This window comes from Rhizobium sp. BK399 (assembly GCF_014194695.1).
Taxonomy (GTDB): domain Bacteria; phylum Pseudomonadota; class Alphaproteobacteria; order Rhizobiales; family Rhizobiaceae; genus Rhizobium.
On sequence record NZ_JACIAH010000004.1, the window covers coordinates 216576 to 228828 of the forward strand.

General features: G+C 60.3%; 14 protein-coding genes. 6 read left to right on the top strand and 8 right to left on the bottom strand.

The annotated features are described in order from the left end of the window. Window positions 1-228: 228 nt before the first annotated feature. Window positions 229-1665, top strand: a complete 1437-nt coding sequence (locus FHT97_RS11785; RefSeq protein WP_183862321.1) for a DUF1254 domain-containing protein — start codon at window positions 229-231, stop codon at window positions 1663-1665. A gap of 92 nt (window positions 1666-1757) precedes the next feature. Here FHT97_RS11785 and FHT97_RS11790 read toward each other — a convergent pair whose 3' ends face one another. From FHT97_RS11790 to FHT97_RS11800, 3 genes are all read right to left on the bottom strand, one after another. Continuing rightward, window positions 1758-1976: a hypothetical protein gene (locus tag FHT97_RS11790; RefSeq protein WP_183862323.1), complete on the bottom strand. Its 219-nt coding sequence runs from the start codon at window positions 1974-1976 to the stop codon at window positions 1758-1760. Between the two features lie 34 nt (window positions 1977-2010). Then, window positions 2011-2250 carry a 30S ribosomal protein S21 gene (gene rpsU, locus FHT97_RS11795; RefSeq protein WP_007527643.1) on the bottom strand — a complete coding sequence of 80 codons (240 nt, stop codon included), beginning with the start codon at window positions 2248-2250 and terminating at the stop codon, window positions 2011-2013. Window positions 2251-2707: 457 nt separating this feature from the next. Beyond that, a complete protein-coding gene (locus tag FHT97_RS11800; RefSeq protein ID WP_016557048.1) occupies window positions 2708-2917 on the bottom strand; it encodes a cold-shock protein in 210 nt (69 codons plus the stop codon). A 447-nt stretch (window positions 2918-3364) separates the two neighbouring features. Here FHT97_RS11800 and rpsU (FHT97_RS11805) point away from each other — a divergent pair, with 447 nt between their 5' ends. The 5 genes from rpsU (FHT97_RS11805) (at window position 3365) to FHT97_RS11825 (ending at window position 8087) form a co-directional block, all read left to right on the top strand. After that, window positions 3365-3577, top strand: coding sequence for a 30S ribosomal protein S21 (gene rpsU, locus FHT97_RS11805; protein WP_003585885.1), 213 nt, complete (start codon window positions 3365-3367; stop codon window positions 3575-3577). Window positions 3578-3713: 136 nt separating this feature from the next. After that, complete coding sequence (locus FHT97_RS11810) at window positions 3714-4577, top strand: tetratricopeptide repeat protein (RefSeq protein ID WP_016557047.1); 864 nt, start codon at window positions 3714-3716, stop codon at window positions 4575-4577. Between the two features lie 24 nt (window positions 4578-4601). Then, window positions 4602-5666 (top strand): FAD-dependent oxidoreductase, encoded by a 1065-nt coding sequence (locus FHT97_RS11815; protein ID WP_183862325.1) that lies wholly within the window; start codon window positions 4602-4604, stop codon window positions 5664-5666. Window positions 5667-5888: 222 nt separating this feature from the next. Then, window positions 5889-7547, top strand: coding sequence for a sensor histidine kinase (locus tag FHT97_RS11820; RefSeq protein ID WP_183862327.1), 1659 nt, complete (start codon window positions 5889-5891; stop codon window positions 7545-7547). 57 nt (window positions 7548-7604) lie between these two features. Further along, window positions 7605-8087: a DUF992 domain-containing protein gene (locus FHT97_RS11825; protein WP_183755842.1), complete on the top strand. Its 483-nt coding sequence runs from the start codon at window positions 7605-7607 to the stop codon at window positions 8085-8087. Between the two features lie 51 nt (window positions 8088-8138). Here FHT97_RS11825 and FHT97_RS11830 read toward each other — a convergent pair whose 3' ends face one another. From FHT97_RS11830 to FHT97_RS11850, 5 genes are all read right to left on the bottom strand, one after another. Continuing rightward, window positions 8139-8762, bottom strand: a complete 624-nt coding sequence (locus tag FHT97_RS11830) for a LysE family translocator (RefSeq protein WP_183862329.1) — start codon at window positions 8760-8762, stop codon at window positions 8139-8141. An 81-nt stretch (window positions 8763-8843) separates the two neighbouring features. Further along, window positions 8844-10238, bottom strand: a complete 1395-nt coding sequence (locus FHT97_RS11835; RefSeq protein ID WP_183862331.1) for an NAD(P)(+) transhydrogenase (Re/Si-specific) subunit beta — start codon at window positions 10236-10238, stop codon at window positions 8844-8846. Window positions 10239-10245: 7 nt separating this feature from the next. Further along, window positions 10246-10644 (bottom strand): proton-translocating transhydrogenase family protein, encoded by a 399-nt coding sequence (locus FHT97_RS11840; RefSeq protein ID WP_016557041.1) that lies wholly within the window; start codon window positions 10642-10644, stop codon window positions 10246-10248. Continuing rightward, the gene (locus tag FHT97_RS11845; protein WP_183862333.1) at window positions 10644-11792 is read right to left on the bottom strand and encodes a Re/Si-specific NAD(P)(+) transhydrogenase subunit alpha; all 1149 of its coding nucleotides are present in this window, start codon (window positions 11790-11792) and stop codon (window positions 10644-10646) included. The genes FHT97_RS11840 and FHT97_RS11845 overlap by 1 nt, the downstream gene beginning before the upstream one ends. Before the next feature lie 101 nt (window positions 11793-11893). Next, window positions 11894-12118: an aa3-type cytochrome c oxidase subunit IV gene (locus tag FHT97_RS11850; protein WP_114714416.1), complete on the bottom strand. Its 225-nt coding sequence runs from the start codon at window positions 12116-12118 to the stop codon at window positions 11894-11896. Window positions 12119-12253 lie beyond the last annotated feature (135 nt).

The following is a 12253-nucleotide window of genomic DNA, read 5'->3' on the forward strand; positions in this document are numbered from 1 at the left end:
CTCGCCCGCCACTCCTGTTATTTTAGACTGTTTGCACTTACAATTTTTGGGCGCATAGTTCACCCGCTGCCAAGCGCTCCTTTTGCGCGTTGAGGGTTTCGAGTCGGCAGCAATGACAACATTCATAGGCCAGACGCCGGCGTCGTATGGGTTGCTGTCCAATCTGGCATAAATGTAACCGGCCGACACGGCACGATGCCCGCTGTCTGGTCTCAGGGAGGATTAGCCATGCAATCGCATTTCATCACCCTTACCGTTAGCCTGCTTTTATCAGGGGCTTGCCTGAGCGGCCCTGTCGTCGCCGCCGAGGACGCCCTGACGAAGGAGGAAGCGGCGTCGATCGGCGTCGACGCCTATCTCTACCTCTACCCGCTGGTCACCATGGATATCACCCGCGCGCAGGCAACCAACGTCGAGGCCGGCAAGACAATGGGCCGAGGCCCGGCCAACATGTTCACCAACGTCCCGCAATTTCCGACTGCCGACTTCAGGGACGTCGTTCGACCCAATTTCGATACTCTCTACTCGATTGCCTGGCTCGATATGACAAAGGAGCCGATGATCGTCTCGGCTCCTGATACGAACGGCCGCTTCTATCTGCTGCCCATGCTGGATATGTGGTCTGATGTATTTGCCTCGCCGGGTTGGCGCACAACAGGAACGGCGAAGGCCGATTTCGCCGTTGTCCCGCCTGGCTGGACAGGCAAAGAGCTGCCCGCCGGAACACAACGGATCGATGCGCCGACGCCGTATGTCTGGGTCATCGGACGCACGAAAACGGATGGGCCACCCGATTACGACGCCGTTCACAAGATCCAGGCTGGCTACACAGTCACGCCGCTGTCGCAGTGGGGCAAGACGGTTGAGCCGGTGAAGGTCACGATCAATCCTGACATCGACATGAAAACCCCGCCAAAGAAGACAGTGGACGGGATGACGGCAGTGGATTTCTTCGCCTATGCAGCGGAGGTGCTGAAGGTCAATCCGCCGCACATCACCGATCAGCCGATCATCAGCCAGATGAAGCGAATCGGGATCGAACCGGGAAAGAGCTTCGATAAAACCAAGATCGCACCCGACATCGCCGCCGCTTTGAAGGATGTACCGGCCGCAGCACAAAAGCTGATGGAATGGAAAGTCCCGTCGCTTGCGCGCGTGGCCAACAACTGGTCGATGAACACCGACACGATGGGCGTCTATGGCAATTATTATCTGAAGCGGGCGATTGTCGCGCAGCTTGGTCTCGGCGCCAACCTGCCGGAGGACGCGATCTATCCCCTCAACCTCGGCGACGAGAAGGGAAACCCGCTAAACGGAACGAACAGCTACAAGCTTCACTTCGACAAGTCGAACCTGCCGCCGGTCAAGGCGTTCTGGTCCGTCACACTTTATGATCCGGAGGGTTTTCAGGTCGCCAACGATCTGAACCGGTTTGCCGTCAGCAGCTGGATGCCGTTCGTCTACAACGCCGACGGGTCGCTTGATCTCTATTTCCAGAACAAGAGCCCAGGCGAGGACAAGGAAGCGAACTGGCTACCAGCACCCGCCGGGTCATTCAACCTGACCATGCGCCTTTACGGACCGGCAAGCGAAGCGCTCACCGGGAAATGGAATCCGCCCCCGATAGAAATGGTGCCTGCGCTCCAACAGGTTACCGCACAGTAGTGCATCCGCACCTACGGCATCTCGCGCTCCGAGCCCAGCTCGGCTCGACCAATGAGAGCCCTCGCGCCCAAAGGCGCGAGGCTGTCTGGGGATTAAGCCGACTTTGACACAGTTCGACGCTTCTTGGCCGGGGCGGCCGCCGGCGGCGCTTCGGCCTCCTGCTGCAGGCGCAAGGCCTTCAGTCGCTCCGTTTTCTTTTCGCGCGCCGCAGCTTCGGCCGTGATGATCGCTTTCGCGGTCGTATCGGTGGCAGCTGCCTTGTCGCGCGGAGAGAGCTTGGCCGGATTGAAGAGTTCGTCTTTTGAAGTCATCTGCTTCCTCTGTCTAGACCTGCCAGACGGCAGGTCAGCGGGCCGGGCGCACTGCCTTCTTCGGAGCCGGAAGAAGACCTTCACGCTGAAGCTTCTTGCGCGCCAGCTTGCGCTGACGGCGAACGGCTTCGGCCTTCTCACGAACACGCTTCTCGGAGGGCTTTTCGTAAGCGCTGCGCGCCTTGAACTCGCGGAAGAGACCTTCGCGCTGCATTTTCTTCTTCAGGACACGGAGCGCCTGGTCGACATTGTTGTCTCGAACGAGAACCTGCAAATTCTTTCCTTTCGTGCGGCAAACTCATTTGCCGATTGGTCAGAGTGGAGACTACTTCCTCACCCTGAGGCTTGACGTTTTCAGCCAGGATCCGCCCTGGATATCCGCAATGGCGTCGTCTCTCGGCGTAGGGGATGCCGACTGACTCATGTCGATATCGCTCTCAAGGATCCGCCGATCAAAGTTTTCGCCTTCAAAGCGAACACGATATTGTGCGCGACTGCCGTCAGACGGAAGAATCGCCGCGATCCTGCAGGTCCTGCTCGCCTGTTCGGTACGGACGAAACCGCCCTTTAGAACGATGCTGTCGCCGATAGCATATCTTGGCATAGGTGCCATTTGGTTTTCACCGAACTGTCTTGATCATCAAAAGCATAAAAGGCCGGGTTTGATCCCGACCTTCGCCATCAGGCTCTCGGCTGCCAGTACATCCGTGGTCAGCCAGGCCGAATGAGAATTAAGCTGAGCGCAGGTTGTCGGCAGAATTCTTGCCGGACTTCTTGTCGCGAACGAGATCATAGGTGATCTTTTGGCCGTCGGACAGGTTTCCTAGACCAGCACGTTCAACCGCGGAGATATGAACGAAAACGTCCGTGCTCCCATCGTCCGGCTGAATGAAGCCGAAACCCTTGGTGCTGTTGAACCACTTAACGGTACCTGAATTCATAACGATCTCCTTTCAATAGTCGTTACTGCCCATGCGTTTATTCACAAGGCTAAGATCGATTTTGAGAGGAAATCTGACGGAGCTTCGCGCTCTTTGACAAAGGTCACAACCAACAGTCGATGGCTTACATATAAGGCAAACTACGGAATAAACAAGGCAAGGAACCGGGCTTTTGATCCCGACACGTGCACAAGGCCGCGGTGCAGCCCCCATTGGCGACGCCCCAGCTATGCTGATGTCGCCGTCTTCCACACTCAAAAAAAACTGGTTTTGCGGCGCCGCGGGCGGTTTTTTGCGGCAAGACTTGTGAGACCATATGGACTTCCCCCCGCCATTCTGCTATCCGCATCCTCAATCGCAAGGCTCCGGCCGCGCGAACCGTATATTTTTTTGCCTCTGGCGTCTTGCCGTCGCCGGCATCAACCAAACCAAAGGAACGTGATTCTCGTGCAGGTACTTGTCCGCGATAACAATGTCGACCAGGCTCTCCGCGCTCTCAAGAAAAAGATGCAGCGCGAAGGTATTTTCCGCGAAATGAAGATGCGCGACTACTACGAAAAGCCGTCGCAGAAGCGCGCTCGCGAAAAGGCCGAAGCCGTTCGTCGTGTTCGCAAGCTGGCTCGCAAGCGGGCACAGCGCGAAGGTCTCGTCGCACGCTAAGCGTAGCTGTCGTTATTTCGACGTTTTCAGATGCATGTTGGCGGGGGCGATCTGTTCGCCACCGCTTTTTTATTTGCTGCTGAAGCTTGCCCGTCCCTTGAAACGGACCGGCTGCACTGGGGGAAAACGAGCCCGCATGGCTGACATCACCAAGACCCGCTCTCTGCGTTCGCCGAAAATCGCTGTTCTGCCGGTTTTCGCAATCGTCACCGCGCTAGGCCTTGCTGGCTGCACGACAAGCAACACCACCGATGCCGTGATCCGCATCGACAAGGCACAGGGTTCGCAGGAAAACATCGCCTCGCTGACTTCTGTCATCAACGCCAATCCGAAAGATCCGGAAGGCTACAACGTCCGCGGTTCTGCCTACGGCCGTGGCGGCGATTTCCGCGCCGCACTGAACGACTTCAATACGGCGCTGCAGCTGAACCCGCGCTTCTACCAGGCCTACGCCAACCGCGCCTTGGTCTACCGCAACATGGGCCAGCAGCAGCAGGCGATCCAGGATTACAATTCCGCGCTGCAGATCAACCCGAACTACGACGTGGCCCTGATCGGCCGCGGCAATGTCTACCGCTCCGCCGGTCAGGACGATGCCGCCTTCAACGATTTCAACAAGGCGATTCAGAACGGCACGACCGACGGCCGCGCCTATCACAATCGTGGCCTGATCTATCAGAAGCGCAATCAGCAGGACAAGGCGATCGACGACTTCTCGAAGGCGATCTCGCTCTCGCCGAACGCGCCGGAGCCCTATAACGGTCGCGGCATTTCCTACATCGCCCTGAACGACGACGACAACGCGTTTGCCGACTTCAATCACGCGATAGAACTCAATGGCAACATTGCCGAATCCTGGGCCAACCAGGCGCTGGTCTACGAGCGCCGCGGCGAAAAGGACAAGGCCGCTCGCTCCTACCGCCACGCGATCGGCCTCGATCCGAAGTACCAGCCGGCCAAGGACGGTCTTGCCCGCGTGGGCGCTGCGACGACCGGTTAAGACGTAAAAAGCACGGAGACGACGATGGCAGCGAAACAGCATGTGGTCGTCGTCGGATCCGGCATTGTCGGAGCCTCCATTGCCTGGCACCTGACGCGTAGCGGCGCGGCCGTTACCATGGTCGCGGAAGACATTGGCGGTGTCGCCACACCCAATTCCTTTGCCTGGATCAATGCAAGCTGGGGAAACCCGGAGTTCTATTTTCATTTTCGCCGCCGCGCGATGGCCGAGTGGAAGCGCTTGGCCCGTGACCTGCCTGGACTGCCGTTATCCTGGTGCGGCGGTATCAGCTGGGATCTGCCGGACGATCAACTCGAGGCCTTTGCCGTCGAACACTCATCGTGGGGTTACGGCATCGAGCGGTTGGACGGCGCGGCAATTGCAGCACGCGAGCCCTACCTGACACAGGTTCCCGATCTCGCGCTTTCGGTCGCGGAAGAAGGCGCGGTCGAGCCCGTTGCGGCCGCTCGGTTGCTCATCGCCGATGCGGAGGCCAGGGGCGCCAGGTTTGTCAGCGCCGCGGTCGACGGTCTTGTGCGCAGCGGTGAGCGGATTGTGGGCGTGGTCTCCTCGGCAGGCATGATCGACGCCGACCACGTCGTGCTGGCGGCGGGTGCCGGCAGCGTACCGCTTGCCGCTTCCGTCGGCGTTACACTGCCCTTGGAAGCGCCACCCGGGCTGATCGTTCACTCACGTCCATTCGAAACACGGTTGATCGGCTTGGTCATGGCGCCCGACCTGCACATGCGTCAGACTGCCGACGGCCGTATCATCGCCGGCTCCGATTTTGGCGGCACCGATCCCGGCGCCGACCAGCACGCGACTGCCGCTGCGCTCTTTGCGAGGCTCAAGGAACGCCTGAAAGGGAGCGAACGGCTGAGCATGGACTTCTTCACCGTCGGCTACCGTCCAACACCCAAGGACGGCTTCCCCATTATCGGCAATTGCGGGCCGGACGGCCTCTATCTTGCCGTAATGCACTCGGGCGTGACGCTGGCGCCGCTCGTCGGCGTACTCGCGTCTAACGAGATTCTTTCTGGCCACGCGGATCCATCCCTCGGGTCGTTCCGTCTCAAAAGATTTGGCTGAGAGGCAGTCGAACAAAGATTTGCGAATTGGCGGACGACATGTTTTAGTATGTTGCAAGCAGCAGCACCTGTCCCTAACATGCAGCGACTTCGATAGCAGGCTATCAGGAAGACCCGGGGGCGCGTTGAAGGCAATTGCGGTGGTCCAGTTTTTTGCTTTCATGCCTGTAAGCGGTGAGCACACCGATGTTTCCGGCCGCGTGCTTCAGCGAAGCGTAGGCTCATGAAGGGCCGCTTCCGCTTCTTTCCCAAAGCATCGATCGGGACCTACCTGATCGCGATGGCCGTTGCGACGGCGTTGCCAATTTTCGCCCTCGTTGCTCTTCTTCTGGCACAGTTGGAAGACAACCAACGGTCGATTTTGAAGCGTGAGACAGCCCAGGATGCCACCGCGCTTGCCCGCTCCATTGATCGCCAGCTTCAGGACATGGCTACAACTTTAAGATTGCTTTCCAACTCTCCGGAATTGGAGAGCAACGACTTTGCGTCGTTCCATGCGCGAACCGAAACGTCTCTGCGGGCTGACAACCTCTACGTCCTCGCCGTCGACGAGAACGGGCAGCAACTCTTGAACACGCGCAGAGACTACGGCGAGGCGCTCGGCAAGGCTGGCAATCTCCCCTCCATCGAAGCAGCTATCAAATCGGGGCGAATCGAAGCGTCCGACGTGTTCATGGGGCGAACGAGCGGCGAATTCGTCTACAACGTCACGATGCCGATGCAGGCTGGCAGGGTCCGGGCGTTGATCATCACGCAGAATGCCAGGGACCTGGCAAAACTTGTGACCACCGAGGGCCTACCGAACGATTGGTCTGCCGCTGTGATCGACCAGAGCGGCCACGTTGTTGCCTCCGCCGGCGCCACCAGTATCGGCTTCGGCCAACCCTTCAATCCAAGCATCCTTCCGTCACTGATCAATTCCAGCGGCGTCTACGAGAACAAGCAGGTCCTGCCGAGGGCAATGCTCGGCTACGCGCAGATCCCGGGCTGGTCCTGGAAGGCGGTGATATGGGGACCAGTCGCCACGGCGCAGGCGTCGATACTGACAACGTGGCGCTTTCTGGTTATCGGCGGCCTGGCGCTGATGTTGGTCGCCATTCTGGCCGCCTATGTGGTGGCGCGCCAGGTCCGCACGACGATACGATCGATCGCCGACATGGCCAATCGCATGGGCGAAGGCCACATCGTGGCGCCGATCGAAACCAGCGTCATCGAGGCCAACCAAGTCGCGATCGCGCTCTCCAATGCCTCTTTTGACCGGAGTCAGACCGAGGATCGGCTGCACTTCGTGATGAACGAACTCGTGCACCGCACCAAGAACCTCCTGACCCTGGTTCAGGCGATGATGCGGCAGGTCGCCAAGCGCGCCGACAGCGTCGAGGCATACCAGGCGGCTGTTGCTGATCGCCTCGAAGGCCTGTCCCGCTCGATCGATCTTCTGACCAGCGAGCAATGGGCGGGCGCATCGCTGCGCCGGGTGATCGACATTCACTTCAAGAGCTTTCCGCAGGCGACCGAGCAGGCCGAGATTTCGGGCAAGGACTTCACCCTGAAGCCGGACGTCGTGCAGAACCTCGGCCTCGTGTTGCATGAACTGGCGACCAATTCGGTAAAGTACGGGGCTCTCTCTGTCCCCCATGGCCGTGTTCGGCTGAGCTGGCGGGATGCCCAGGATGAAACGCGCAAGGAGCCCCTCATTATCTTTACGTGGGAAGAACGAGACGGCCCGCACACCCGCACGCCTGGGGGCTCGGGTTTCGGTACGACGATCATCAAGAACCACGCCGCTGCAGCCTTTTCCGGTACCGTCGAGATCGAGTTCCGGCCCGAGGGCTTCTACTGGACGTTGACGGCACCGCGCCGCTCCTTCGAGCGCGCCTAGCGCGGAACAAACCTCGCAAACGCTCGTTTCCGACAGGCTACTCGAAAGGAGAAGACCATGTTCAGGGAAACGATGATTGCCGCGGCGGCGGCTGCAGTAGCCGCCATCGCCAACCCGGCAAGTGCTGCTAACTATATGACGCTTGGCCAGCTCGTCTGCGGATCGCAGGGTGGCCAGGGAATGATCGTCACGTCTCAGAAAAACCTCCTCTGCACCTACACACCGGCAGAGGGCGGACCGAAGGTCGTCTATGCCGGTACGATCCAGAAATTCGGGCTGGATGTCGGCCAGACGGGCAAAACCGTCATGATCTGGCAGGTGCTCGCCAAGACCGGAACCAATATTCCCGATTTCGCGCTGGCCGGTGAGTATTATGGCGTAGGCGCCGATGCGAGTTTCGGCGCCGGTGCTGGTGCCAAGGTCATTGCCGGCGGCACCAACCAATCCTTCATGCTGCAGCCGTTGAACGTGCAGGCCCAGGAGGGTCTGAACCTCGCGCTCGGCGTGGAGAAACTGACGCTGGCGCCGGCTGCCACCTGACTTCAGGTGGCGCCGAAAGGAGAGAGGTCGACCGACCTCTCTCTTTGCGTGTCAGGCGGAGCGGTGCGTCAGCGCCAGAGCGCCGCCGAACAGCATCATCATGGAACCGCTGATCCGATTGACCAAGCGAACGGCCCAGGCATTGCGCATGACACCGCGCAGTCGCGAACCGACAAATGCGTAGATGGCGATCGCCACGACCTCCAGAACCAGGAAGATTGCCCCAAGCATGAAGAAACTCTGCCAGTAGGCACTGGGTTCGACGAACTGGGGCAGAAACGCCGTAAAAATCAGGATCGCTTTGGGATTGCTCGACGCGACGAGAAATTCCTGCCGCAGATAGGCCCTGAACGTTGAAGGGTGTTGGGCAGCCGCCAGTTCCGAAACATCCACCTTCGCGCGGAACAGCTTGAAACCAATCCAGAGCAGATAAGCGACACCCAGCCACTTCACGATCGAGAAGGCCACTCCTGATGCCATCAAGAGGGCGCCGAGACCGAAGGCTGTGATCGCAATCATGATGGCGAAGGCGACGATGCGGCCGGCGGAGGCCGCAATCGCCATGCCCATTCCAGCTCGCGCGCCGATTGTCACCGAGAGCAGGTTGTTTGGACCAAACGCCATATTCAGCGCAAAACAGGCGGGAACGTAGAGAAGCAGCGTTTCGAGGGACATGACATCACCGTGCAAAACAAAGGACGCAGGCCAAGCCTGCGCCCTTATATTTTAACCGAGATCAAGCCGGCTGGCGACGGCTCAGTGGCCGATCGCCTTGTTGATTTCCTCGGTCACCTTCTTGGCATCGCCGAGCAGCATCATCGTGCCATCCTTGTAAAACAGCGTGTTGTCGATACCGGCGTAACCGGAGCCGAGCGAGCGCTTGACGAATAGGCAGGTCTTGGCCTTGTCGACATCGAGGATCGGCATGCCGTAGATCGGCGAGGTCTTGTCGTCGCGCGCCGCCGGATTGGTCACGTCATTGGCGCCGATGACATAGGCGACGTCCGCCTGCGCGAATTCCGAGTTGATGTCTTCCAGCTCGAAGACCTCGTCATAAGGCACGTTGGCTTCGGCCAGCAGCACGTTCATGTGGCCGGGCATGCGGCCGGCGACCGGGTGGATCGCGTACTTCACCTCGACGCCGTTCTTCTTCAGATTGTCGGCCATTTCACGAAGCGCATGCTGCGCCTGCGCCACCGCCATGCCGTAGCCCGGCACGATGATGACCTTGGAGGCGTTCGCCATCAGATAGGCGGCGTCCTCCGCCGAACCGAGCTTGACGGTCTTGTCGGAATTATCCGTGCCACCCGAGACGGTTTCGCCGCCGAAGCCGCCGAGAATGACCGAAATGAACGAGCGGTTCATGCCCTTGCACATGATGTAGGACAGGATCGCACCCGACGAGCCGACCAGCGCGCCTGTTATGATCAGTGCCAGGTTGCCGAGCGTGAAACCGATGCCGGCTGCTGCCCAACCCGAGTAGGAGTTCAGCATCGACACGACGACCGGCATGTCGGCGCCGCCGATCGGCACGATCAGCAGAACGCCGAGCGCCAGCGACAGAACGACGACCGCCCAGAAATCGAAATGGCTTTCCGTTGCCGCGAGACCGGCGATGAAGAGCACGATCAGTGCCAGCAGCGCGATGTTGATGACGTGCCGGAAGGGCAGCATGATCGGCTTGCCGGACATGCGCCCGTCGAGCTTCAGGAAGGCGATGATCGACCCGGTGAAGGTCAAGGCGCCGATCGCGACGCCGAGCGCCATCTCGATCCGTGCCTCGGTGTGGATCTCGCCGATGTTCCCGATGCCGAAGGACGACGGCGTGTAGAGCGCCGACGCGGCGACCAATACGGCGGCAAGACCGACCAGCGAGTGGAACCCGGCAACCAGCTGCGGCATCGAGGTCATCGGAATGACCCGGGCGATATAGGCGCCGGCACCGCCGCCGATGGCGAGACCGAGGACGATCAGCACGAAGCCGCCGAAGGACGGCGTTGCCAGCGTCAGCGTGGTGAGGATGGCGATCGCCATGCCGGCCATGCCGTAGAGATTTCCCTTGCGGCTGGAGGCCGGATGGGAAAGCCCGCGCAATGCCAGGATGAAGAGAACGCCGGAAACAAGATAAAGGAAGGCTGCGATACTGCTCATGCGGTCCTCACTTGTCCTTCTTCTTGTACATCGCCAGCATGCGCTGGGTGACAAGGAAGCCGCCGAAGATGTTCACCGAAACGAGAACGAGCGCGACGAAGCCGAAGCCGGTTGCAAGCCCGCTCGTCGAAATGCCGACCGCCAGGAGCGCACCGACAACGATGACCGAGGAGATCGCGTTGGTGACCGCCATCAGCGGCGTGTGCAGCGCCGGCGTCACCGACCAGACGACGTAATAGCCGACGAAGATCGCCAGCACGAAGATCGCGAACTGGAACACGAAGGGGTCGATCGCGCCGCCTGTGGCGGCACTTGCGGCCTCCGGTGCGTGGGCAGCAGCCGACGTCACGGCATTCACGGCCTGGTTCAATTGCTCCAGCGCCTTGTCCATTGCCTCACTGGCCATCAGTTATCCCCCTTTTTCGCGCCGCCGAATGCCGGGTGCACGACACTGCCGGCATGCGTCAGCATCGTCGCCTTGATCAGTTCGTCCTCGAGATTGAGGGCGACCGCCTTCGTTTCCTTGTTGACCATGGTCTCGAGGAAGGTGACGAGGTTCTTGGCGTAGAGAGCCGAAGCGCTGGCCGCGATCCGACCGGCCAGGTTTGCGTAACCGATGACGCGCACGCCATCGACGTCGGCGACCTTGCCCGGCTTAACGCCTTCGATGTTGCCGCCGCGTTCGACGGCGAGATCGACGGCAACCGCGCCCGGCTTCATCGATTTCAGCATGTCACGCGAGACCAGCTTCGGTGCCGGACGCCCCGGGATCAGGGCAGTGGTGATGACGATGTCCTGCTTGGCGATATGATCGGCGACAAGGGCCGCCTGCTTCGCCTGGTATTCCTTGGACATTTCCTTGGCGTAGCCGCCCGCGGTTTCGGCCGCCTTGAACTCCTCGTCCTCGACGGCGATGAACTTCGCACCGAGCGAGGCAACCTGCTCCTTCGCCGCCGGACGAACGTCGGTCGCCGATACCGCAGCACCTAGACGACGCGCCGTGGCAATCGCCTGCAGGCCGGCAACGCCGGCGCCCATGACGAAGACCTTGGCCGCCGGAACGGTGCCGGCCGCCGTCATCATCATCGGCATGGCGCGGTCGTAGACCGCCGCCGCTTCGATGACCGCCTGATAACCTGCGAGGTTTGCCTGTGAGGAAAGAACGTCCATCGATTGCGCGCGGGTAATGCGCGGCATCAGCTCCATGGCGAAGCTGGAGAGCCCGGCCTTGGCCATGGCTGCGATCGCCTCGTCATTGCCATAGGGGTCCATGACCGCGATCACAATCGCGCCGCTCTTGTAGCCGCCGATCTCGTCGTCGGTCGGACGACGAACCTTCAGCACCACATCGGCGGTTGCTGTCGCACCGACCGAACCCATCCGTGCGCCGACGGCCTCGAACTCCGCATCCGGTATTTTCGACTTGGCCCCGGCTCCCGCCTCGACCACGACGTCAAGGCCAAGACCAATCATCTTCTTTACGGTTTCGACGGACGCAGCAACGCGCGTCTCGTCCCCCGTGGTTTCCTTCGCCACAAAAACAATATTGCCCAACCGCCCCCTCCTCCGGGTCAGCCAGTCTGCCGCAGGCTTCGCCTGCCCAGCCCGAGCATTCAGTCAAAGCTTTGGAAAAAGCGCCCCTCCCCGCGCCGCGCCTAGCGCAGCAGAACGAGGCCAGCGATGAAGACGATCAGCAGGACAACGAGGCCGCCGAGGAAGCCAGCACCGGTGAAGAAGCCAGCCGTCATGCCAAGCAGAAGAGCAACAAGAAACAGCGTGCCGTACTTCGTCGCGGCAAGGAACATGTTGTAAGTCTGCTCATGCTCCTTGTAGTCCATCGGCGCGCCGACTTCGGCAGGTCCCGTGTGATGCTCGGCCATGAATATCGTCTCCCTCAAACTTCCCGGTCGGCACGCAAGCAGCACGACCGTTTGACTGCCATGATTCCCTCGATCCCACGAGGAAATGTCCCTGCAGAGGGATTACACAAAGCGTCGATAAAGCGCAATGCATGA